The sequence below is a fragment of the Sulfitobacter noctilucicola genome (assembly GCF_000622385.1).
Taxonomy (GTDB): Bacteria; Pseudomonadota; Alphaproteobacteria; order Rhodobacterales; family Rhodobacteraceae; genus Sulfitobacter; species Sulfitobacter noctilucicola.
Genome location: NZ_JASD01000008.1, coordinates 2,350,301 through 2,374,477, shown reverse-complemented (window position 1 = coordinate 2,374,477; position 24,177 = coordinate 2,350,301). Strand labels below are relative to the sequence as shown.

Annotated in this window: 19 protein-coding genes and 2 pseudogenes; 8 read left to right on the top strand and 13 right to left on the bottom strand. The window is 56.4% G+C overall.

The genetic code is table 11. The annotated features are described in order from the left end of the window. Positions 1 to 7: 7 nt before the first annotated feature. The 3 genes and pseudogenes from Z946_RS0115245 to Z946_RS20775 all read left to right on the top strand — a co-directional run bounded on the left by Z946_RS0115245 (position 8) and on the right by Z946_RS20775 (position 1,832). The gene (locus Z946_RS0115245) at positions 8 to 412 is read left to right on the top strand and encodes a hypothetical protein (protein WP_025056591.1); all 405 of its coding nucleotides are present in this window, start codon (positions 8 to 10) and stop codon (positions 410 to 412) included. Between the two features lie 183 nt (positions 413 to 595). Continuing rightward, positions 596 to 814: pseudogene (locus Z946_RS21540) on the top strand (integrase core domain-containing protein); the annotation flags it as partial. 60 nt (positions 815 to 874) lie between these two features. After that, a pseudogene (locus tag Z946_RS20775) lies at positions 875 to 1,832 on the top strand (IS3 family transposase). Positions 1,833 to 2,177: 345 nt separating this feature from the next. On the opposite strand, the gene Z946_RS0115230 reads toward Z946_RS20775, so the two are convergent. From Z946_RS0115230 to Z946_RS0115175, 12 genes are all read right to left on the bottom strand, one after another. After that, positions 2,178 to 2,948 (bottom strand): SDR family oxidoreductase, encoded by a 771-nt coding sequence (locus Z946_RS0115230; protein ID WP_025056590.1) that lies wholly within the window; start codon positions 2,946 to 2,948, stop codon positions 2,178 to 2,180. Beyond that, positions 2,948 to 3,871, bottom strand: a complete 924-nt coding sequence (locus tag Z946_RS0115225; protein ID WP_025056589.1) for a dihydrodipicolinate synthase family protein — start codon at positions 3,869 to 3,871, stop codon at positions 2,948 to 2,950. Before Z946_RS0115225 ends, Z946_RS0115230 begins: the two co-directional genes overlap by 1 nt. Next, entirely contained in the window at positions 3,868 to 4,539 is a 672-nt protein-coding gene (locus Z946_RS0115220; RefSeq protein ID WP_025056588.1) for an aspartate/glutamate racemase family protein, read from the bottom strand. The genes Z946_RS0115225 and Z946_RS0115220 overlap by 4 nt, the downstream gene beginning before the upstream one ends. Positions 4,540 to 4,552: 13 nt before the next feature. Then, positions 4,553 to 5,980 (bottom strand): amidohydrolase family protein, encoded by a 1,428-nt coding sequence (locus Z946_RS20770; protein WP_037969236.1) that lies wholly within the window; start codon positions 5,978 to 5,980, stop codon positions 4,553 to 4,555. Continuing rightward, a complete protein-coding gene (locus Z946_RS0115210; RefSeq protein WP_025056587.1) occupies positions 5,970 to 7,409 on the bottom strand; it encodes an ABC transporter substrate-binding protein in 1,440 nt (479 codons plus the stop codon). Before Z946_RS0115210 ends, Z946_RS20770 begins: the two co-directional genes overlap by 11 nt. Beyond that, positions 7,406 to 8,440, bottom strand: a complete 1,035-nt coding sequence (locus Z946_RS0115205) for an ABC transporter ATP-binding protein (protein ID WP_081780840.1) — start codon at positions 8,438 to 8,440, stop codon at positions 7,406 to 7,408. Before Z946_RS0115205 ends, Z946_RS0115210 begins: the two co-directional genes overlap by 4 nt. Next, entirely contained in the window at positions 8,437 to 9,420 is a 984-nt protein-coding gene (locus tag Z946_RS0115200) for an ABC transporter ATP-binding protein (protein WP_025056585.1), read from the bottom strand. The genes Z946_RS0115205 and Z946_RS0115200 overlap by 4 nt, the downstream gene beginning before the upstream one ends. Positions 9,421 to 9,422: 2 nt before the next feature. Continuing rightward, positions 9,423 to 10,295 (bottom strand): ABC transporter permease, encoded by an 873-nt coding sequence (locus Z946_RS0115195; protein ID WP_025044765.1) that lies wholly within the window; start codon positions 10,293 to 10,295, stop codon positions 9,423 to 9,425. A gap of 7 nt (positions 10,296 to 10,302) precedes the next feature. Then, on the bottom strand, positions 10,303 to 11,268 hold the full coding sequence (locus Z946_RS0115190) for an ABC transporter permease (RefSeq protein ID WP_025056584.1): 966 nt from the start codon (positions 11,266 to 11,268) through the stop codon (positions 10,303 to 10,305). An 82-nt stretch (positions 11,269 to 11,350) separates the two neighbouring features. Then, positions 11,351 to 12,910 carry an ABC transporter substrate-binding protein gene (locus Z946_RS0115185; RefSeq protein WP_025056583.1) on the bottom strand — a complete coding sequence of 520 codons (1,560 nt, stop codon included), beginning with the start codon at positions 12,908 to 12,910 and terminating at the stop codon, positions 11,351 to 11,353. A 76-nt stretch (positions 12,911 to 12,986) separates the two neighbouring features. After that, a complete protein-coding gene (locus Z946_RS0115180) occupies positions 12,987 to 13,388 on the bottom strand; it encodes a VOC family protein (RefSeq protein ID WP_025056582.1) in 402 nt (133 codons plus the stop codon). 101 nt (positions 13,389 to 13,489) lie between these two features. After that, complete coding sequence (locus tag Z946_RS0115175; protein ID WP_025056581.1) at positions 13,490 to 14,137, bottom strand: GntR family transcriptional regulator; 648 nt, start codon at positions 14,135 to 14,137, stop codon at positions 13,490 to 13,492. Positions 14,138 to 14,253: 116 nt separating this feature from the next. Here Z946_RS0115175 and hydA point away from each other — a divergent pair, with 116 nt between their 5' ends. Both hydA and Z946_RS0115165 read left to right on the top strand, forming a co-directional pair. Beyond that, positions 14,254 to 15,642, top strand: coding sequence for a dihydropyrimidinase (gene hydA / locus Z946_RS0115170; protein ID WP_025056580.1), 1,389 nt, complete (start codon positions 14,254 to 14,256; stop codon positions 15,640 to 15,642). Positions 15,643 to 16,403: 761 nt separating this feature from the next. Then, positions 16,404 to 19,454, top strand: a complete 3,051-nt coding sequence (locus tag Z946_RS0115165) for a peptidoglycan-binding domain-containing protein (RefSeq protein ID WP_025056579.1) — start codon at positions 16,404 to 16,406, stop codon at positions 19,452 to 19,454. A 95-nt stretch (positions 19,455 to 19,549) separates the two neighbouring features. Here the strand turns inward: Z946_RS0115165 and hemN are convergent, their stop codons facing one another. Next, the gene (gene hemN / locus Z946_RS0115160) at positions 19,550 to 20,905 is read right to left on the bottom strand and encodes an oxygen-independent coproporphyrinogen III oxidase (RefSeq protein ID WP_025056578.1); all 1,356 of its coding nucleotides are present in this window, start codon (positions 20,903 to 20,905) and stop codon (positions 19,550 to 19,552) included. Positions 20,906 to 20,958: 53 nt separating this feature from the next. Between hemN and fnrL the strand changes: the two genes are divergently transcribed. The 3 genes from fnrL (at position 20,959) to ccoO (ending at position 24,173) form a co-directional block, all read left to right on the top strand. Then, positions 20,959 to 21,690, top strand: coding sequence for a transcriptional regulator FnrL (gene fnrL / locus Z946_RS0115155; protein WP_025056577.1), 732 nt, complete (start codon positions 20,959 to 20,961; stop codon positions 21,688 to 21,690). Between the two features lie 129 nt (positions 21,691 to 21,819). Then, positions 21,820 to 23,436 carry a cytochrome-c oxidase, cbb3-type subunit I gene (gene ccoN / locus Z946_RS0115150; RefSeq protein WP_025056576.1) on the top strand — a complete coding sequence of 539 codons (1,617 nt, stop codon included), beginning with the start codon at positions 21,820 to 21,822 and terminating at the stop codon, positions 23,434 to 23,436. Between the two features lie 11 nt (positions 23,437 to 23,447). Next, positions 23,448 to 24,173, top strand: coding sequence for a cytochrome-c oxidase, cbb3-type subunit II (gene ccoO / locus Z946_RS0115145; protein WP_025056575.1), 726 nt, complete (start codon positions 23,448 to 23,450; stop codon positions 24,171 to 24,173). The last annotated feature ends 4 nt before the right edge of the window (positions 24,174 to 24,177 follow it).

The window sequence follows — 24,177 nt, the reverse complement described above, 5'->3', positions numbered from 1 at the left end:
TAAGGTTATGACAACCACCCCGATTAAAATCATCTATCACTTTAAAGACGGCCGCCGGGAAAGCCTGGGAACCGGTACGATTGACAACAGTGGGATCATCGACATCACCGCTCCCCGCTCAGGGCAGGAGGACTATGTTAAAACCGAAATGGGGGAACTGAACGCGCGCGACCATGTCGTGCTGAAAGAGCCGCCGCCTGCTGACGCGCCCAGAGGCTCTGTTGCAAAGCATAAGATATATCGTGACAGCGTCGATTTCCTGCCGGCGCTAAAGGTTTATGGGATGCGCGTGTATGGGATGGAATTCGTGTTTGACATTTCGCGTCTCCTGCCCGGTTTCGGCAAAGATGACCCAGCCGACGGCGCACTGGAGTGGAGAGAGCTGCCCTCAATCTTGAGCGATGAGGCCTAGAGAAGCGGCTGCGGTTTTATCCTAACCAGCCCCGTGAGGTCAGAGATATCGCAATTATGCGGCATTAGTTCAATGCCAATTAGCCCCGGCGCGCGCGTATTTGCTGGCGGAATTGGAAAGCAAATCAGGTGACACTGTAGATTGAAATGAAAAATGATGAGATTATGGACGCATAGAATTCGCTACATCGAACCGGGCTCCCCTTAAGAGAACGGATACTGCGAAAGCTTCAATGGGAGAACGCAGGAAGAATTGCTGAACGGTTAGATCTTCTACTCGCTGCGCGAAGCCCAGATAATCATCGAATAATGGAGGAACCTCTCCAATACCAAACGACCACAGAGTGCATCGGACTACCGCCCTCCAGCGCCGGAAGCCAATGTAACCTCTGAGGTCCCCTAGATTTGTAGACGGTTTGCTTGGTAATTATGGGTCCAAGGAGAGAAGGATACGAGTAAGGGAATACGGTTTACAGACGAGTTCAAACAGGACGCTGTGGCACAGGTTGTTGAGCGCCGCTATGCGGTCAGCGAAGTGGTTGAGCGTTAGGGGATCAGTACGAAATTGCTGTACACATGGAAGGCGCAGTTTGCGAAGTCAGCACGTGTCAGATCCGAGGTCGCGGATCAGGCTGCCGAGATCAGGCGATTGAAGCGGGAACTGGCACGGGTCACGAAAGAGCGCACCGTCCTAAAAAAGGCGACCGCGTACTTCGCGCGAGAGTATCAGTGAGGTACGCGTTTATTGAGGCTCACCGTGCTGAGTTTTCTGTCCGCTCGATGTGCCGCGTTCTTCGCGTTCATTTCAGTGGGTTCTATGCATGGGTTAAAGAACCGCTAAGTGCGCGTGCGCTTGAAGATGCGCGTCAAACTGAACTCATCCAGCAGGCCTGGACCGACAGTTTCAAGTAAGTGCGCCGGATACGGTTTGGGTGACTGACATTACCTACATCAGAACCCATGAAGGTTGGTCGTATTTGGCTGTCATCATTGATCTGTTCTCCAGGCGAGTCGTTGGATGGTCAATGCAATCCCGAATGACCACAGATCTCGCTTTGCAGGCGTTGCTTGCTGCGGTTTGGCGGCGCAAGCCAAAGGACAAGGTCATCATTCATTCCGACCAGGGTTCCCAATATACCGGCGGGGAGTGGCAATCGTTCCTCGGCAAACACAATCAGATCGCCAGCATGAGCCGTCGTGGTAACTGTCATGACAACGCTGTCGCAGAGAGCTTCTTCCAACTCCTGAAACGGGAGCGCATCAGGCGGCGGACTTACCTCACACGCGACGCTGCAAGGCGGGACGTGTTCGAATATATCGAGATGTTTTATAACCTGGCGCGCAAACACACCAACAATGGCATGCTGTCACCGGTTGACTATGAAATAAAACAGCAGAAAATTAACGAGGCAGGCGACTAGGAAATTAGGGGCACCTCAAAATATACCACCCGAACAGCAAGGTATTTTCATCGCTGGCGACGGAGTGATCTGGCCGACCGCATGGGTAAAAGGGGCCGTGCAGACCTTATCGAACACGGTATCAAGTATCGTCCATCACTTCGGAGGATGTTCCCAAACCGACAACCCATCTCCTCGACACGTATGGACCAGTCACCTTGCTCAACTGATGCACAAGCCTCGGCAACTTTTCCGAGAATGTGCGGGGTGTAAGGAGCGAGTAAACGGCCCAGCATATATCATTGCAACGCCGTTTAACTGACGCGGCACCACTAAAAGCCGCGTCCAATTCAAAAAGTTTGACGCTTAGATCGACTTGATCGCGCCACCATCGATGCGAATGCGCGAGCCGGTGACATAGGCAGCCCGAGCGGATGCAAGGAATGTTACGACATCAGCGAACTCTTCAGGCTTGCCGTATCGACCAACAGGAATTCCTGCGCGCGAATTTGCAGCAATTTCCGTCACATCTTTTTGTGTTCGTTTCGCTGCCGCTGCATCCAGTTCGTCCACGCGCTGCGTGTGGATACGCCCCGGCATCACCACGTTCACCGTGATCCCGTCAGCAGCCACTTCGCCCGCCAGCGTTTTGGACCACCCCACCACCGCAGAGCGGATGCCATTCGACAGCGCGAGGTTCGGGATCGGCTGTTCGACACCCGAGGAAGTGACCGTGATCACCCGTCCCCAGCCGCGCGTTTTCATCGCTGGCAACAGGCGTGTCGTCAGGTGGAACAGGTTCGCGGCCATTGCTTCGAAATTGGCAATCCACGCAGTTCGTTCTGTGGTCTGTGCGGCACCGGGGGGCGGTCCCCCACCGTTGTTGACCACGATGTCCACGCCGCCCTCTGCCATCAGCCCGTCAACCACCGCATCCACCGCGTCGATGTCCGACAGATCCAGCTTGATCGGGGTTACATTACTCATACCCTCTGCCCAGCTTTCGATCTTATCGACGCTTCGGGCCGCCGCGAAAACAACTGCCCCCTCGCCGGCCAAGGATTTCGCAATCGCCATGCCAATGCCACGGCTGGCGCCCAGCACCAGTGCGCGTTTGCCGTTCAGTTCCAGATCCATCAGTTCAATTCCTTCAGTCTTTGTTCTTGTCGTGTGATCAACTGATCAACCTCTCGGCGGCTCGCTTCCGACAACGCCGCACCCGGTTTGCGCAGCGCGTCATGCGCAATGATGCCGCGCTGCGCGAGCGTGTATTTGCGGATCGCAAGCCCCATCCCCGGCTGCTGTTCAAACCGCGCCAATGGCAGGTATGCATCAAACAGATCACGGCCCCGTTCGGCCTCGCCGCGGGCGTAATGGTCCACAACCGTGACCATCATTTCGGGATAAGCAAATCCGGTCATTGCACCGTCGGCCCCGCGATCCATTTCTTCCGGCAGGAAAAGCCCGCCGTTGCCGCACAAGATAGAAATACGCTTGTTCAGCACACCGTCGCGGCGCAAGAAGCTGATCTTTTCCAAGCCCGGCCAGTCTTCGTGTTTCAGACAGACACAGGACGGCAAATCATTCACAATGCGTGCAATCACGCCCGACGACATTTGCACACCGGTTGCCAGCGGAAAATCCTGCAAGACAAACGGCACATCGCCAATCAATTCGGCCACTTGCGTGTAATAATTCACAATTTGATCGTCCGTGCGCAGGCTGCCCGGCGGGGCAACCATTACACCAGCGGCACCCAGATCCATCACCATCCGCGTCAGCGCATCGATCTGTGCGAAGCCGGGGGCGGACACGCCAACAACCACTGGCACGCGGTTCGCCACCCTTTTCAGGATGCGGGCCACCACATCGCGTGATTCCTCTACCGTCAGCTTGGGTGCCTCGCCCATCATGCCAAGAACCGTCAGTCCGGTCGCGCCCGCGTCCAGATAGAAATCGACCATCCGGTCACAGCTTTCCATGTCGATCCGGCCATCCGGATGAAACGGCGTGACCGCAATCACGAAAACGCCCCGCGCGTCAGTAGTCAGTTGTGTCATGCTTTTTCCAATCGAGTCTTTTGTAATGCCACGCGGCCGATTGCCATAGCGACCGCCGCCTGACAGGGTTCGACCACAGGCAAGCCAAGGTAATTTTCGAGATCTGTGCGAAAGGCCGTCATGCCCGCGCAGCCCAGTATCAAAACGTCTGCCATCGCAGTGTCGCGCAATCGCGTGCCCACGTCTTTGAGACGCTCAAAGGTCCGGTTTTCATCCGCCAGTTCCAACACACCCAGTTCCAGCGGCATGTCGGCGGCCAAACGGTCCATCACCCCCATCGCGCCGACGTAGCGCATATGCCGCGGAATGCTCTTGGAAAGGATCGAGATGATCCCAAACCGCTGCCCCATGGTCATTGCGGTCAGTATGGATGCTTCGGCGATGCCAACAACGGGGCGTGCGGATTGTTCGCGCACGGCTGCCAAACCGGGGTCGGAGTAGCACGCAATTACAAAGGCGCTTGCGTCCTCTTCCAGTGCGGCACAATGGGTCAATAGCGGGGCAACCACCCCATCCACATGCGCCTGACTTTCGATACCCGGCGGTCCTTCGGCCAGCGTGCGCGCAGCAATCGGAACCGGACTGGCGGCGCGCATCGGATCGACCGCGCGGTCAATGCCATCGGTCACATGCTGGCTGCTGTTGGGGTTTATCACATAAATCGTCATTTATTCGTCCTACCTATCCCCAGAAATCCGATGGCAGTTCCAGGTCGCCCTGCCCGCCGATACGTGCAATCATTTGCGCGGCCTGCACACGGGCGTCCTCCAGAATTGCGGCCTCATCTACACGTGTCGCCTGTCCATCGCGAAGGACAACCTCTCCGCCGACAAGAACGGTATCGACGTCATTGCCGTTGGCGAAACAAACCAGCCGGTGCACCGGCATATTGGGCGGAAAAAGATGTGCGCGCCGCAAATCCACCACCGTGAGATCGGCCTGCTTACCCACCTCAACCGAGCCAATTCGGCTGTCCAACCCAAGCGCGCGTGCCGCTGCAATGGTACACATTTCCAACGCCTTGCCGATGGCCAGAACCGATGCGTCCCGAAAATGGGTACGGTGATAATGCATTGCCTGCTGCATATGGCGCAACATATCACCCGAGCGGTCTGGCGCAGTTGCATCAGACCCCAGCGCAACAGTCGCCCCTGCCGCCATCAGCTCGATCGCCGGACAGCGGCCCATGATTGACGCATTCGCCGAAGGATTATGCGCAATTTTAGTATCACTTGCCGCGACCAGATGAATTTCATCCTCGTGAAGATCAATACAATGCGACAGCAGCGTTTCCGCACCCAAAAGGCCAAGCTTTTCTGCCCGCCGTATGGAGCCGCGCCAATGTCCGTCCTGGGTGAAAACCAGCCCCCGTTCGCGGGCATAAGCGCGCACAAGCTGCGCCTGCTCACAGGCGGTGGCATAATCGGCGGGCGGCATCTCTTCCTCGTGCTCATCACGCAACACGGGATAGAGCATCGCAATCTGGATGCGGCCCTCGTGGGTGTCATGCCAGGCTTGCACAATCTCGCGAGAGGTTTGCATCTGCTGCTCAAAACTCACCTCATAATGGCGCTGCTCACCCGTTTCCCAATCGGCATAGGGCCGCGGATGCGGTGCTCGCGTGGGGCCAACGGCCACCATGCTGCGGGTGCCCACCTCCACCACACCGCGACAATGCGCGGCGGCATAAGCCGGATCGTCAGTGCGCATGATGGTATCGCCGCCGCCCAATAGCGAAACACCCGTCGTCACGCCAAAACGCAACCGCTCCAACGCGGCCAGGCGTGCTTCGGCGTACCAGAATTCCGGCGGTGAGGCTTGCGTATAAACCTCGCCGCAGATGTCTTCCCACCGGTCACCCCCATGCATACCGATTGATTTGATCAATCCGTGCCCCGCATGGGCATGGACATCGATCAATCCCGGTATGATGATCTTGTCCGCGCAATCTATGACCTCTGCGGCCTGAACCTGCGCGCCAATCTCAAGCGCCGTTCCGATTGCAACGATCTTGCCCGCCGCGACAGCGACAGCGCCCGCGTCGATCATGCGGCGCTGCGGGTCCATGGTGACGACCGTGCCGCCGGTCAAAAGTGTATCAACCTGCATCGCGCACCTCGCTCAGATCGGGAAGTCGCGCCACATCGATCACGCCGTCGGCGGGCATCTCGAACGCGGGGTGGTTTCCCGCCAGACCAATCACGCGCAAGGGATTATAAAGCGTCAGCCATGCGGGGTCTTCTTGCAGAAGGGCATAGGCCTTGCGCCAGATATCGGCCCGTGCGCGGCGGTCAGTTTTTACGCGCCCCTCATCAATCAGCGCTTCGACCTTGGGGTTCGCGTAGCCCTGCCACCATGACCCTGCCACACGTGAATCGATTTTTTCGAAAAGCACGCGGTATGTGCTCATCGGGCTGGAATCGAAAACACATAGATCGCGGATTTCCTTGCGCCGCACCATATGCGCATATTCCTCCCTTTCGGGGTGAATAAACACCTCCAGTTTGATCCCGACCTGCGCCAATTGTTCGCCAAGCGCCGCCGTCAGGCGCTCCGCTTCGTCTGGTAGACGTGTGGGACAATCAACTAGCAGGGTCAGGCCATCCGCATATCCTGCAGCCGCCAACAGGGTCTTGGCGCGGGCACGGTCCATCCTCATGCCATCGCCCTGCCCCGCACCGAAATGGTTCGGGCTGACGAAACCGCCCAAGGGGCGTGCAGCACCCTGCATGACGGTGGCAATCAAAGCCTCCCGGTCGACAGCAAGGCTAAGCGCCAGACGGACATCCGCATCTGCCAAAGGACCACGGGCCGCGTTCAGCAAATAGATGATTGCGACAGGTGACAAGAAGACGTGGCGCATGGTGCCAAGGCACCGTGATTTTTCGAAATCAAGGCCAATGGCCGCTTGCACCTCACCCTGCTGCAACAGATCGAGACGCTTTTGCGGATCGACCTCTAATTGCCATGTGACGCCAGCGTTTGCAGGAGAACCTGCGAAATGATCATCGATACGCTCTGCAGTGATGCGGGTTTTGGAAACCTTGTTTAACCGATAAGGGCCCGATCCGATTTGCACGTCGTAGTCATTGGCATCCAAAGCGGCAAACGCGGACGGGGCGACAATGAACCCCTGTTCGAGCACATCAAGCAGGTCCGCCATCGGTTTTGCCAGCGTGACCGTCAGCGTTACTCCGTCCAGCACCTCAATCTGCGCACCGCCAAGGAACTGCCGCCAGACTGCAGGTGCGCCCAGTGTGTACCCCTTGTCCTCGCGGGCCATCCGAACCAGACAGGCCGCAACCGCATCTGCGTCGCAGGGAGACCCGTCGTGGAACGCGACATCCGGCTGTAAATGGAATGTCCATTGACGCGCATCGGTCGAAACCTCCCAACTTTGCGCAAGATGGGGCACAAAGTCCTGACCGACGCGGCGCACAAGCGTGTCATATACCGCGTGCAGGATCGTCAGCTCATCCGTCGCATCCGTGCAATCATGAGGGTCGTGCAGGCCAAGCCGCGGTTGCGCAATGATCATGTCAGTACGTCCCTTGCCGGTTCATCGACCAAATGGCAGGCCACCGTCTGGTCATTGCCGACATCTTGCAACACTGGCCGCTCTTTGGCGCAGCGGTCCCACGCAAAGGGGCAGCGGGTGCGAAAGCAGCACCCGGAGGGCAGTTCCAGTGCGGATGGCACCTCGCCGCTCAGCGAAATTTCTTCGACTTCGCGCTTTTCCTTGATGCTTGGTGCTGCTGACAGGAGTGCACGCGTATAGGGATGGCGCGGCTTGGCGAACAGCGCATCGCGCGGCGCGTTTTCGACCATGAAACCAAGGTACATGACCCCGACCCGATCCGCGATGTGGTTCACGACGGACAAGTCATGGCTGATGAACAGATAGGCCAGACCGAATTCATCCCGCAGATCCATCATCAGATTCAGAATTTGCGCCTGAATCGACACGTCCAACGCAGAGACAGGTTCATCCGCGATGATAAGCCCCGGCGTCACCGACAAGGCGCGCGCGATGCCGATGCGTTGGCGTTGGCCGCCGGAAAACTGGTGCGGGTAACGCCCTGCATGTTCCGCGTTCAAACCGACTTTGGCCAAAAGCGCTTCGGTTTTTCCCGCGACGCCCTTGCGTTCAGCCGCCGACTTGGTCTGCTCCAACAGCGGTTCCGCCACAATGTCGCGCACCCTCTGGCGCGGGTTAAGAGAGGCAAAGGGGTCTTGAAAAATCATCTGCATCTTGGCCCTTACGGGCAACATTTCCGAAAACCCGTGCTGGGCGATATCCTCGCCATCGACATGCACGGTGCCGCCCGTTGGTTTGTAAATGCGCGCGATTGTTTTCGCGACCGTAGACTTGCCACAGCCGCTTTCGCCGACCAGCGCCATGATCTCGCCGCGCGCGATCTTGAAGCTGACACCGTTCACCGCATGCACGACGGGCCGGTCAATGCGGATGCCTTTGGCGCTTAATCGAAGGCGGTCCAACACGCCGCCCCCGATGGGAAAGTGCATCTCAAGGTCACGCACGTCGAGCATGGGTGTCATATCATTCATGCGCTTTCTCCCGGTGCCAGTGGAAAGTGGCAGGCCGCCTCCAGCGAGGTATGTTGAGGCTGCAACACCGGCTCTTGCTGGGCACAGAGGGCCTGCGCACGGGGGCAGCGATCCTGAAAATTGCATCCTTTCGGCAGCTTGCGGATATCCGGCACTGAGCCGGGAATTTGTTTTAAACGCGCATGACGGTTCAGCGGATCGGGGATACTGTCGATCAACCCACGCGTATAGGGATGCGCAGGCGAAGAGATCAGATCGCGCGTTCGGCCGCGCTCGACGACTTTTCCGCAATAAAGGACAGTGATGTGATCGGCCATTTCCGACACCACAGCCAGATCATGCGTGATCAGGATCATGGATGCGCCTTTTTCCGCAATCTGCGCGCGCATCAGCTTGAGTATCTGGCTCTGGATTGTGACGTCCAAGGCCGTTGTCGGTTCATCCGCGATGATCAACTGGGGCCGCGCCAGCATCGCAATCGCAATCACGACGCGTTGGCGCATGCCGCCGGAAAACTGGTGGGGATAGGCACCCAGCCGCTCTGCTGCACGGCTGATGCCGACACTTTCAAGCATATCAATACAGGCCTGTTTGCGTGCTGCTGCATCCAGATCAGTGTGCAGGCACAGCATTTCATCCATTTGCCGTCCGACCGTGTGCAACGGGTTCAATGATGTCATGGGATCCTGAAACACCATGGCAATGTCGCGCCCGCGTATCTGGCGCAGCCGGTCTTCGCCAGCCTGAACCAGGTTTTCCCCCTCAAGAAGGATTTCCCCGCCTTCGATTTTTCCGGGGCTGTCGATCAGGCCAAGGATGGAAAAGCCGACGACAGATTTGCCGCCGCCGCTTTCGCCCACAAGGCCCATCACCTCGCCCTTGCCAACCGAAAAGCTGACGCCGTTGACGGCCTTTACCGTGCCGGAAAACGTGTGGAAATAGGTGCGCAGGTCACGCACATCTAGCAAAGGATCAGACACCGTCATTTCAACCTCGGATTCAATTCGTCGCGCAGGAAATCACCGAACAGGTTGATTCCGAAAACCAGCATCATAATGGCGACCCCGGGAAAGACCGACGTCCACCACAGGCCCGAAAACAATACGTCAAAACCGTTTTTGATCAGCAAACCCAGTGACGGCTGGGTGATCGGCACTCCCACCCCCAAAAAGCTGAGTGATGCTTCGATCAGCACAAAGGTACCGACCTGAATTGTCGCTATAACGATCAGCGGCGTCAGCACATTCGGCAAAACATGTTTTCGGATAATTTTCGCGTTCGACAGGCCTGCGACCTTTGCCGCCTGAACGTATTCTTTTTCGATCTCGGACAAGGTGGAGCCGCGCACCGTGCGCGCATATACGACCCAGCCAACCGCTGTTAAGGCGATCAGCACTTTGTCGACCCCCGTGCCCACAGCCGACATCAAAAACAGTGCAATCAAGATGGAGGGAAACGACAGCTGAATGTCTGCGATCCGCATGATAATCGCATCGGCGATACCACCGTAAAACCCGGCAATCAGCCCCAATACCGTTCCGATGGTGCAAGAAGCGATCATTGCGACCAGACCGATGAAAACGGAAATGCGCGCGCCGTACAGGATTGACGCCCAGACATCACGGCCCTGCCCGTCTGTGCCCAGCACGAATTGCGGATCTCCGCCCTCAAGCCAGACCGGTGGTTTGTAGCTGTCCATCAGGTTCAACGATGCGATGTCATAGGGGTTTTGTGACACCAGAAACGGCCCGACGATCACCGCAAACGCAAAAAGGACCATCAACGCGCTGCCAATGACAGCAGAGGTGCTGCGGGTGTAATTATGGAAGAACTCCGAGCGGAGGAAAGAAGTCATGCGGCCCTCATTTCAGCGTGATGCGCGGATCGATCAGCGTATAAACGAGATCGACCAGAAAATTGATGACAACAAAAATCACCGCGACCAGCATCAGGTAGACGACGATCACGGGACGGTCGGCACGGTAGATTGAATCGATCAGCAGTTTGCCCATCCCTGGCCAGGAAAAGATGGTCTCGGTGATCGTGGCAAAGGCGATAAGATCGCCCAGTTGCAGGCCAAAGATTGTCACAACGGGGATCAGCGCATTTTTCAGGCCGTGCTTGTACAGAACATCGCGCCGCGTCGCGCCCTTTGCCCGCGCGAATTTCATATAGTCCTGACGCCCGACTTCCATCATGCCCGCGCGCGTCATGCGCAGCAGAATGGCCATGGTGCCAAGCGATAGGGTCACGGCGGGCAGCACGATGTGATGCCAACCGTCCCACGTCACCAAACTGATGCGAAAGCCGAAGACCTCTGCAGTGTCTCCCCGCCCCGAGGACGGAAAAATGCCCCAGTTCACCGCGAACAGGTAGATCAGCACCATGCCAACCCAAAAACCCGGCAATGAAATGCCCAGCAACGAAGCCGACATGATCGCGCGGCTCAGCCGGCCATTGGGATTCGCACCGGCATAGACCCCAAGGGGGATCGCGAAAACGATTGCCAGAACCATTGCGACCAGAACCATTTCGACAGTTGCGGGCAGACGTTCAAGGATCAGGGTCATCGCGGGTTGGCGGAAAACGTAAGAATGTCCGAAATCACCCTGAAGCAGGCTGGTCAGGAATTTCCAGTATTGAACGATCAATGACTGGTCGAGCCCGAGAATACGCCGTGCCTGTGCAATTTCAGCATCCGTCGCATCAATTGGGACGACCATAAAGACCGGATCGCCCGTGAAGCTCATCATCATGAAAACCACGACAGAGACGACCCAGAGCACGAGCAGCATCTGTATCAGGCGTTTGAGAAGGTATCCAAACATCGCAGCGGGCCGTCTTTCATTGAAGGGAAATCAGTATGTTCCCCACAGCGCATAGGCTGCGGGGAACGCGGGACGTGCAGGATCAGTCGACGTCCATTTCAAAGGCCGAAATGAACTTGTCGACGCGCGGTACAAGCGTGACACCTTTGCGGGCGGCATAGACGTCCTGCTCGTAGTGCATCGGGATCATCGGAATGTCCGCCATCAGGATTTTGGTCGCTTCCTGAAGGTATTCATCGCGTTTGGCGATGTCGGGCGTTGAATCGGCCTTATCCAGCAGCGCGTCCATTTCAGCGTTGGAATAGGAACCGCGGTTGACCTGCCCGTAGCCCTCTTTCTTGTCACGGCTATAGAACAGCGCACCATACATTGAACCGGCATCCCCCGATGGCACATCCCAGCCGCTCATGATCAGGCTGGAATTTTCCGTCGGCACCCGGATATAGCCCCAGAAGTTGGACTTGGGCATGATGTTCAGTTCAAGATTTACATTGATCTTGGCCAGCATCGACGCAAGCGCCTGTGCAATCTGGGCATCGTTCACGTAGCGGTTGTTTGTAGCGTCGAGCGTCATCGTAAAGCCGTCGGGATACCCCGCGTCTGCCAGCAGCTCTTTCGCCTTTTCGATATCGACCGGATACATCTCGCGGAAATCCATTCCGTCCACAAAGCCCAGATGGGCCTCTGGCACGAATTGCGCGGAGGGCGTGGCCAGTCCATTCATGACGATTTTGTTGATCGCATCCATGTCGATGGCCCGCGCGATTGCTTCGCGCACACGCTGGTCCGTCATCGGGTTCTTGCCTTCGATGGTCGGCGATTTCTCACGCGTGTCCATCGCAAGAACGACGTTCAAAAGGCTTGGCCGTGTGATCACCTGAAAGCGGTCTTCGGACTTTACGCGGTCAACATCGCGCACCGCGAGATCCTGAATAACGTCAACTTCGCCCGTCAAAAGCGCGGCCGTGCGCGTTGCCGGATTGGTGATCGGACGGAACGTGACCGTCTGGATCGCAGGAGCACCGCCCCAGTAATCGCCAAATGCCGTCAGGACCAGTTTTTCTTCCTTGATCCACTCTTCCAGCATGTATGGGCCTGTGCCCATCGGCATAAGGTCCATTTTCTCGTCGCCGGTCTGATCCGTGTATTCCTCATCAAGGATCAGCAATTCGGCTAGATCGTTCGGAAGTACCGCATAGGGTTTCGGCGTTGTGATCTCGACCGTCAGGTCATCCACGGCCTTAACGGAGGCAACATTCGCCACAAGATCAGGACGGATCGATGCACGCGCTTTTTCGACCGTGTAAACAACATCCGCTGCGGTGAACGCATTGCCGTTATGAAACGTTACCCCCTCGCGCAGCTTGAAGCGCCATGTCACGTCGTCCACGTTTTCCCAGCTTTCCGCGAGGCCGGGACCGAATTCCAGTTCGGGGCTGCGCGACACCAGCGCGTCATACAGGTGGTAGTACATGATATTGGAGGACAACTCCTCGCCCGCGAGCGGGTACAGGTGGCTCGGATCCGATGTTAGACCGATGGTCACGGCTTTCTCTTGGGCGAGCGTCGCGCCGGCGCTGGCTAAGACAAATGTCGCGCCAAGGGCGCCAATGCGCCACATATTTCTATTCAGGTATTTCATGGTAACTCCTTTGTTGGTCGCTTTCGCGTGAGGTCGTCGGGGCGGTTTGCCGCCTCTCTTGCTTATCCGTCGTTCGTCAGTGGCCCGGCTTCGCGGTTTGCACTTCGATCTGGTATCCTTCGGGGTCATTCATGGCGAAGGCACGTATGCCGAGCTCTTCGCTGTCGCGCAGTTCGGTCATCCCCGCCACGCCTTGCGACTGCGCCCAGGCATACCAAGCGTCTACATTCGGGACGCGCAGGCAAATCTGTACTGTTTTATCCTCGGCCCAGTTCTGCATCCCGCGGGCTTCATCAACCAGACCGACGTGGGCCTGCCCGTCTATGCGATAGATTTTGGACCACCCCTGATCGATGGCCAACTCGAACCCCAGCACGTTTTCATAGAACGCCATCGCCGTCGGCAGGTCGCGATAATATTGAAATGTGATCGCAAGGACGATGCCATCGTCGGGTCGTTGAGGCGGGAGTTGGGACATGTGCGTTCCTGAATATCAAATTTGGTATCCAGACGGTATACATTAAAAAAACCGAGTCAACGCCTGTCGGAAAAAAGCCGGCTGTCACGGGCCTTCGTCAATCAGAATGGGTGATTAATGTGCGAGATGATCGATTCGCGCACCTTTTTAAGATGCAGCCTCATCGCTTCAGCGGCATTCTCGGGCGCACCATCCACAATCGCGTCGATGATGGCGAGGTGTTCATGACACCCCGGCTCGAACCTTTCAGGTATGGACCCTTGGTCATACATGCGGGTTTTGACCTTCAGACTCTCGATCAGTTCGGCCAACAATCGTGACCCCGCCCTGCGGGCGATTGCAAGGTGAAGCTGGACGTCCAGAGCGAAATGCGCTTCGGGATTTGGGCGACTTCCATCCAGAAAATCAACGGTTTTCTCCCGTAAATTCAGCAATTCGTCCAATTTTGCGTTAGATGCGGCAGCCTTGCGCGCCGCCTCGCACTCCAGCAAACTGCGGACGTGCAAGATCTCCATAATATCCGCCAATGAGATACTACTAACCACCGGCGTGCCAGAGGGTGCACGTTCGGCAAATCCTTCGCTCACCAACTGACTGATCGCCTCACGCACCGGCGTGCGCGACACGCCAAGCCGGTCGGCAAAGCTTTTTTCCCGCAGGGGCATGCCGGGCTCCAATGTCCCGTCAAGGATCATCGCCTTCATCCGTTCGAAGGTTGAAGTGCCCAAAGTTTGTGCGGCATCGGCCATGTCGTCCCTCCTGTTGGCATGCATTTTCTGTGAAAAAGCACGCAGTGTATTCCAAGTTTCCAAATTTGGTATACACTTGGTATTTCACTATACAAAACTCAGGCGGCGGAAACCACATGAAAGACGCAGATTTCGACACACTGGTGCAGGGGGCCACCGTCGTCCACTCAAATGGCGTGGATATTGCCGATATCGGCATTCGGGATGGCGTCATCACCGCAATCGGGCCGGACCTGGAAAATACAGCCGTGACGAGGATCGATGCGCGCGGGTTGATCGCCCTACCCGGCGGTGTGGATACCCATTGCCACATCGAACAGGTCTCCGGTGCGGGCCTGTTGAATGCCGATACCTTTGAAACCGCAACACGCTCTGCCGCGATGGGCGGTACAACAACTGTCGTCTCCTTTGCAGCACAACACCCCGGCAACAAGATCAGGGATGTTGTCGACGCCTATGCCACATTGGCGCGCAAGGGATCGTTGATCGACTATGCCTTCCACATGATTGTCGCCGAGACAGCACATGGTAATCTGGAAGACGACATTCCCGCCCTGATCGCGCAGGGTCACCGTTCAATCAAAATATTCACGACCTATGATAAGGTCAGGCAGGACGATAAATCGATTCTGGACATTCTGGCCGTGGCGAAACGCGACGGCGCACTGGTGTGTTTTCACGCAGAAAATGACGGCCTGATCCGCCACATGACTGAAAAGCTTTTGGCCGAAGGCAAAACAGCGCCGAAATATCATGCCCTGTCGCATCCCCGTCTTGCCGAAACTGAAGCCATCGACCGCATGTGCCGGTTTGCCGAATTCACTGATACGCGCATCATGATTTTTCATGTTTCCACACGCGAAGGGGCCGAAATCATTCGTGCGGCCCAGAAACGCGGCGTGAAGGTCATGGCGGAAACCTGCCCTCACTATCTGTTCATGACCGCGGATATTCTGGAGCAGGACAACCCTGCGCGTTTCATGTGCTCTCCGCCGCAACGCACGGCGGATGACCAAGATGCACTGTGGGACGCGATTGCCGACGGAACCATTCGGCTGGTCACGTCGGACCATGCCCCGTACCGCATGGATGAAACCGGAAAGTTCGCCCACGGCGCCGATGCGCCGTTCAACAAAATCGCCAATGGCATGCCCGGTCTTGAAACGCGATTGCCCCTGATGTTCAACGAAATGGTGAGCAACGGGCGCATGGACCTGACCGCCTTTGCAGAGTTGACATCGACCGCCCCCGCCGAGGCGTTTGGTCTTTCGCGCAAGGGACGTATTGCCGAGGGCTTTGACGCCGACATCGCCCTCTGGAACCCGGATCTATTGCAAACATATGGTGCGAATGATCTGCACGATAATGTTGGTTACAACCCGTTTGAAGGCAAGACTATACGCGGGATGCCGGTAAGCACTCTGTCACGTGGTCGCATCGTCGTGAAAGACCGTGCGGTAAAAGGACTACCCGGTAAGGGCGAATGGCAGTCCATGGTGCTATGATGGAATGATTGATGAAGTTTTTGCGGCCAAATCCGACTGGATACGGGGGAGGAAGAAGCTGGGCTGACACTGACCGCATTGGAGGCCCGGTGACGTTCGACATCGAAAATCCGTCTTAACGACAAAAGACGGATTTTCTGGCGAATTTTGCGGGTGACTGAAAGCCGGTGATCGAAATAGCGTCACAGAGGACATTGCAGGCTGTAAAGCTATAGAACTCAAGAAGGAGGATCCTCAGGATCCGCCTTTTAATTTTTGCCGGTATCCTGCCACTTCAAAAGGTGTGGCACGTCACGCACCTTTGACTCGATGGCTGGGAATCTCTGAATGTTATCAGGAGGATTCATGCAATACCGACCCAAACCGGACTCTCGGAACTGTCTGGGTGAAGGTCTGCAGAGCGGTATGATTTCAACCGATCGACGCAACACATGCCTGAAACGTGTCTGCTGGTACCTGGTATTGCAAGGTCTTTCGAGGTCGCTCGGCAGCTGTCTTACTCCGCCCCTGTGACCGGCATGAGGATTCGTGAAGAGAGGAGATAGCCTGGCTAATTACAAGCCGGGCAGCCGCCGGAGTGCGCTGATGTCGCCACTCCATGTTCTGAGGTGTAGCCCGTAGAGCGCGTTGCGAATAAATGCGTCCCTATTCTTGCGTAAAATTAAAATTGTTGCGCCGGAGGTGATCTTCCGCTTACCCTGCGTTCATTAAATTTGAACTTTCTACATTTTGCATCTTTATATTTTTCGGGGGATTGACCTATGTCCACGCTCAGCCCAGCGAAGGCTTCTGAACTTCAACCACGGCTCGATGCTCTCAAATCGTTGAGAGAAGAATTCTACCAGGACTTTATTGCTGATCAGGTTATCGAACCGGATGAGCAGGCAATACTGGACCGCATTGATGGCAAGCTTACCAACCTTGAAGCCTTGCTGAGCGGAGCCGGCAATGTTGGCAAGACGATCTCCGGCTCCGTCGGGAAAGGGGCCGATAACGGACCTGACGATGTCACTGTTGTCCAGACGCTTCTCAACAACAACGGTGCCAGCCTGTCGGTCGATGGAATCATAGGCCCCAAGACACGCGCGGCAATCACGGCGTTTCAGGAAAAAGCATTGGGCTTTGGCGATTGTTATGTCGAGCCGGGTGGCAAGACGATGAAGGCGCTGAACGGCGGTGCTGTGGATGCTGGCGACGGCACATCCGAGGCCGGAGGAGGCGGCGTTTCTGAAACGGGCGGCGGCCAGTCTGTCGGCGGTGAAGGCACCACAGCTCCGGAACAGGGCGGCGGTGGCAGTGCCTCAGGTGGCGACCAGCCCTTGGAAGGCAAGCCGGTTGAGGACGCGATTGCAGAGGCGATAAAATGCGGTGATCCCTCTCAACCCATCGTCATTGATCAGGATCCTACGGACGAAAAAGTTGCCGAAGAAATCGTCAAAGAAGTTAACAAGCACCTACCAGATCAGAAAGTTACGGTTAAACAGCCGACGGGTGCGGATGGCGAGGCGCTGATTATCGAGACCCTCGAAGGGCTGGATTTCAAGGGCGGCGAAATCTCTGTTGGCATGAGTTTAGGACCCTACAACGGCACTCTTAAACTCAAACTCACCGAAAAAGGTCAGGTCGAAGCGGCTGTTGAGGTTGATATTGTCGAAAGCATCGGCATCGGCACAGGGGCGTACGGCATCTTTGTCACGGGCGAATTCAAGCCCTTCTCGGCCGAGTTTTCCTTTTCGACGAAGGGCGACGAATTCATCACCACCTGCGAGCTGTCAACCAGCGGTTCGGCCATTGCAGGTATTGGCGCGGCGGCCGCCGACAGTTGGGCAGGACTGGGCAAGCAGATCGAATTCAAGGTCTCGCAAAACCAGGAAATGACCGCGTCCCTTTCAATCGAAATGCTCAAGCAATCCATCATGGACGGGGTCGCGGTGGCATCTACCAACATGCTGTTCACTGTGCCTTCAATAATTGCATTCAAGGGCGAGGAGAGCCTGATCCTTGGCGCGAGTGGTGACATCAAAGCGGTTGGAGCCAGTGCTGCCGCGAAGCTGACATTAGAGAAATGGGACCCGATTATCGGTCTGAAGATCGAGGCAAGCGGCGTCACGCCGATCTATGATGATCTGCTAAAGTTCCTGACGTATCAGTATACGAAGATGATCCCGATTTTGGGCACCTTTGCGGACACCTACGAAAGAGCGCTGGAAATCCGCAAGTTTCTCGAAGACCCGGCCGCTTATGCGCAAGAACAGCGTAGACAGGCGCTGGAGTACATCGAGTTCATTCGTGCTGTGCCGGATGTTGCCAAGGAAATCTTTGATCGAGAAGGCCAGGAGCTTGAGGCTGTCATTGAGAAGCTGGAGGCGGATTACGAGGAATCCAAACGGCAGGTCCAAGAAGCCATGGACACTGTACGCCAGGAAGCTGAAGCCTTGCTGGAAGAGCTTGAAGCGGCTGGCGAGGATATCGGAGAGCTTGCCGGTGGCGCCTACGAAGATCTGATGAAAGAGATCGACGACGCGGCGGATACCGCAGGCGAGGCGATTGATGATGCCGCTGACGAGATCGAAAAAGGGCGTCAGGAAGCCGAGAGGATGCTTCAGGAAATCCGCGATAAGGTCAAAGAGGCCAAGGATGCCGCGAACGACCTCCTCCAGCAGGCCGGAGAGGCCATAGACGAAGGACGCGAATTGGCCGAAGATTTGGTCGAAGACGTCGAAGAGGCTGTGGAAGCGCTGAAAGACAAAGCGGGCGAAGAGTTGGCCGATGCGGCTGACGACGTGCTTGAGTTTGCGGAACAGGTCGGCGAGGTCATCGGCGGCGTTGGCAAAGATCTGATGAAGCAGATTAACGAAGGGCGCAAAGCGGCCGAGGAAGCCAAAGAGCGTGCCGCTGAAGAGCTGCGCGAGACAGGCGAAGAAATCTTCGATGCGGCCAAGGACTTTGGCGAAGAAGCTGTGGAGAGTGCCAAAGAGGCCCTCGAATTTGCTGACGATGCACGCGAGCAGGTCGAAGATAAGGTAGAGGACGTCTGGAACCTTGTACAAGAGGCAACCAAAGCCGCTGAAGAAAGGGCGATGGGCGTCAAGGACGGGATACAAAACCTCGTCGGCGAAGCCGTAGATGACCTCTTTGATCTGGGCGGCGAATTCTGGGACTTTGCCGAAGACATGTCTGATGCGGCCAAGGACAAGCTCAAGACAGTCGCGGAGAACGCCAAGAAAGCGGCAGAAGCCGCGAAAGAGGAGCTTGAGGACGCCTATCACGGCGTTGAAGAGCAGGTCAGCGAGTTCGGCGAAGACCTCAAAGACGGGGCCGAAGAAGCGATCGAAGTGCTCGACGAGACCCGCAAAGGGGTGCTTGAGGCGGTCGACCAAATGGCAGAAGCCGCCAAAAAGAAAGCCGAAGCCGTCAAAAAACAGATGGAGGATATGGCCGGGGACGCTCAGGACTTTGCCAACGATGCGCAGGACGCAGTTGAGGATACGGCCAGCGGACTTCTGGACCAGTTCAATGACGCCTTTGACGACGCGACCGACAAAGCTGGCGAATACGCCAAAGAAGCGATGAAAAAGGCCGAAGAGGCGCGCAAGCACGCTGAGGCGAAGGCCAAGGAAGCGCAGGACCAGCTTGAAAAAGCAGCCGAGTTGGCAATGGAACAGGCGCAAAAGGCGAAAGAAGAGCTTGAGAAAGCAGGCGAAGGTCTGATGGAAACCGCCGAAGACGCATTTGACGAGGTGAAAGACGTTGCCGGTGGCGCCGCTGACACGGCCAAGGGACTGCTGGGGAAACTCGGAAGCTTGTTCTAAGGTTCAGGGGTGTCGGCACAGGCGATCAATTTATTGTAGCCGGACTGACACCCCTACCCGCCATCTATTGTGCTGAACGTACGCACCCGAACCGCTCAAATCGCGGCTGAATGGCCTGTTTCCTTACTTGAAAACTGATCCACGCGGCTTGCCACGATCCTGACCAGAGGTTTGGCCCACTCCATCATCCCGAGGCCCTGGTCCCGAAGGAAAAATGCGTCCGGGAAAGACCGCATAAGCATCACGCTGATGGCGCGAATGGTATCTTTCTGGGTTGGGAACGCTTCGTAAAGGTCTGCCATCTCGAACGCGAAACGGCACAAAAGGTCTTCGACGATACGGGCGGTAAGCACGTCCTGCTCGGTCATGGCATACCCTTTGTGGCCGGCAATCTGTGTGTGATCGATCCGGTCTTGATAGGCCGAGGTGGCGACTGCGTTTTGCAAATATCCCTGCTTGAACCTTGAGATGGAGGAGGCGCCCAAACCGATCAGGGTTTCACACTGATCATCGGTATATCCTTGGAAATTGCGGCGCACGCGCCCTTCCCTTTGCGCAATCGCCAGCTTGTCTGTGCTCTTGGCGAAATGGTCGATCCCGATACTCTTGAACCCTTTTGCATTCAGGACTTCTTTTGCCGCGCCAGCCAGCGCAAAACGCGTATCGCTGTCCGGCAGATCGGCATCTTTGATCATGACCTGTCGCTTGGACATCCACGGCACATGTGCATAGCCGTAGATCGCAAGCCGGTCCGGCTCCATCGAGATCACGTGATCGAGCGTTTCGCGGAAACTTTGCATGGTCTGGTGTGGCAAACCGTAAAGCAGATCAAGGTTCAGGGCTTTCACTCCACCCTTGCGCAAGTAAGCAATAACGCTGCGCGTCTGCTCCAGCGATTGCGGGCGTCCGATGGCTTTCTGCACTTCCGGTGCGAAATCCTGCACGCCAAGGCTGGCGCGATTGAGACCGAAATCAATGAGTGTTTGCAGCAATTCGGGGGAAGCTTCTGTAGGATCAATCTCTACCGAGAATTCGAAATCAGTCCCCAGCTCAAAGGCATCAAACACATCACCAAGCAGTGCGCGCATGGTGTGGGGTTCCAAAATCGTCGGCGTACCGCCCCCCAGATGAAGCCGTGCCATTCTAACATTCGCGGGCAGCAATGCACGCACGGACGCGATCTCGCGCCGCAGCACTTCGACATAGGCCTCGACCGGACGCATCGTCTTGGTGCCTTGCGTTCGGCAGGCGCAAAACCAACACAGACGTTTGCAAAAAGGGATGTGAATATAGACAGAGATGTCCGATCCGTCAGCGACAGTCTGTAACCAGTCGGATTGCATGCGTTGCCCCACACAATCCTCGAAATGGTTGGCAGGAGGGTAGCTTGTATAGCGCGGCACCTTTGCGTCAAAAAGACCATGTGCCCGAAGTTGGTCGATTTTTTCCATGGGTCTGTTAGAAACTGATTCTAGCATCTTTCACCTTGATACAGATCAAACTTATGAACCTTCTCTCATCGGCACCAGTCAGGTGCGGCGAATGTCCAATTCGACACAGAGCTGTCTGCGCGCGGTGCGACGACGATGAGCTTATGATCCTCGAAAGCATGAAAACTTACCGGTCTTTTGCAGCCGGTGATGTCATCTTGTGGCGCGGTGAACCGCTTGAGTTCGTTGCCAGTATGGTTTCGGGTGTGGCGACCCTCTCCAAGACGCTAGAGGACGGACGTACGCAGATGGTCGGGCTCTTGTTGCCGTCCGATTTCATTGGCCGCCCTGGCCGAACCGAAATCGAATTCGACGTAACAGCGACGGTGGATGTGACGCTTTGTTGTTTCGACCGCACCAAGTTTGAAAAAGTGGTGCAAGAGACGCCTCATATCGCCCAGCGTCTGATGGAGCTGGCATTAGACGAACTTGATGCAGCAAGAGACTGGATGCTCTTGTTGGGACGCAAGACCGCACGCGAGAAGATCGCGACGTTTATCGAGATGCTCGCGCGGCGATCCAACTTGCAGGCAAGTTTCGATGCGCCCGAAATCAAGCTGAACCTGACCCGTGACCAGATCGCGAACTACCTCGGGCTGACGCTCGAAACTGTCAGCCGTCAGTTCAGTGCGCTGAAGAAAGACGGGATCATCGATTTCGCTGACCGCAAGCACTTTACCCTCAAAGATCTTGCTGCCTTGCGGGACGAAACCGGCGACGATGCGGACGGTGGTGTCGTCGCCTAAGCCGCATCCACCTAAAGACATGGTTTTTCACCTGTCTTGATTCAGATCAAAGTGTGACCTGCCCCCCCATCCTAGAAGACCCTAGCCAACAGGAGCTTTGCGGCTCCTCTTCGACGTTAGGGAATTTCTATGGACTATGTGAAATTAATCGTTCTCGGTCTTGTCACCCTGTTTGCTGCTATCGCATCAAGCTGGGGACATGACCTTGCCTACAAGGTGCATGCCTTTTTAATCATGGCCGTTGCGGCGGGTATGTTTATCTGGGTGCTGCGCAACACGGATGGGCCGAAAAAGCCGCCGGTAAGAGATGACATCTATTTTGACGGGGTCATCCGGGCCGGGGTCATTGCCACCGCGTTCTGGGGAATCGCAGGGTTTCTGGTGGGCACATTCATTGCTTTCCAGCTTGCTTTTCCAGCGCTCAATTTCGATTGGGGCCAACCCTACACCAACTTTGGCCGCCTGCGCCCGCTGCACACCAGTGCGGTGATTTTTGCGTTTGGTGGCAACGCGCTGATTGCGACCTCACTTTACGTTGTGCAGCGCACCAGCGCCGTACGGCTGTGGGGTGGCAACACGGCATGGTTTGTCTTTTGGGGCTATCAACTGTTCATCGTGCTGGCCGCGACAGGCTATCTGCTGGGGTCCACGCAGTCCAAAGAATATGCGGAGCCTGAATGGTACGTCGATATCTGGCTCACTGTCATCTGGCTGGCCTATCTGACCATCTACATGGGCACGATTTTCAAGCGCCGCGAAAAGCACATCTATGTGGCTAACTGGTTTTTCCTCAGCTTCATCATCACCGTGGCAATGCTGCACGTGGTCAACAACCTGTCCATTCCGGTCAGCATCTGGGGCAGTAAATCTGTTCAGGTCTTTTCTGGCGTGCAGGATGCGATGACGCAGTGGTGGTACGGCCACAACGCCGTTGGCTTCTTCCTGACAGCGGGTTTCCTCGGCATGATGTACTATTTTGTGCCCAAGCAGGCCGGTCGTCCGGTCTATAGCTACAAGCTGTCCATCATCCACTTCTGGGCGCTGATCTTCTTGTATATCTGGGCCGGTCCCCACCACCTGCACTATACCGCTTTGCCGGATTGGGCAGCGACCCTTGGTATGGTCTTCTCAATCGTGCTGTGGATGCCTTCATGGGGCGGGATGATTAACGGTCTGATGACGCTGCAAGGCGCGTGGGACAAATTGCGTACCGATCCGATCATGCGGATGTTCGTGCTCAGCCTTGGCTTCTACGGCATGTCCACATTCGAGGGTCCGATGATGTCGATCCGCGCTGTGAACTCCTTGTCGCACTACACAGACTGGACCATCGGTCATGTGCACTCCGGTGCTCTGGGCTGGAACGGCATGATTACCTTTGCATGCATCTACTTCCTCACACCCAAACTTTGGGGCCGCAAAGAGATGTATTCCATGTCTGCAATCAACTGGCACTTCTGGCTCGCCACACTTGGCATCGTTCTTTACGCCTCGTCCATGTGGGTCACAGGTATCATGGAAGGCCTGATGTGGCGCGAGGTCGACGATCAGGGCTTCTTGGTCAACTCCTTCGCGGACACCGTATCGGCCAAGTTCCCGATGTACGTGGTACGCGGATTGGGCGGGGTTCTGTTCCTGTCAGGTGCGCTGATCATGGTGTGGAACATGTTCATGACCATCCGCGGGGCAAAACCCGCGGCGGCCAGCCTGCCCTCCGCCACCCCTTCCGCCATTCCAGCCGAATAAGGAGCTGACACATGGGTATTCTAGACAAACACGCCCTTCTTGAAAAAAGCCCGACGTTGCTTTTGACCTTTTCGCTGCTGGTTGTGACCGTTGGCGGGATTGTGGAAATCGCACCTTTGTTCTGGCTCGAAAATACAATCGAGGAGGTCGAAGGCGTGCGCCCCTACAGCCCGCTTGAGCTGACGGGCCGCGATGTCTACGTGCGTGAGGGGTGCTACACCTGTCACAGCCAGATGATCCGCCCGATGCGCGACGAGGTGGAACGGTATGGCCACTACTCGCTTGCAGCGGAATCGATGTATGACCACCCGTTTCAGTGGGGATCCAAACGCACGGGGCCTGATCTGGCCCGTGTGGGCGGTCGCTACTCGGACGCGTGGCATGTGGATCACCTAAAGGACCCGCAATCCGTGGTGCCTGAGAGTGTGATGCCAAAGTACGCCTTTCTGGCCGAAACCATCATCGAGCCCGAGCATATCGAGGCCCTTCTTAAGACTCACCGCTTTGTGGGCGTTCCCTACACGGACGAGCAGATCACCGAGGCGAAGGCCGACTTTAAGGTTCAGGCGGATCCGGACGGTGATTGGGACGGGCTGCTTGAGCGCTATCCCGGAGCAGCAGTGTCAAACTTTGACGGGCAAGACAGCCTGACGGAGATGGATGCGCTGATCGCTTACCTGCAAGTCATGGGCACGATGGTCGACTTTTCGACCTTCACCCCAGACGCCAGCCGATAGGAGG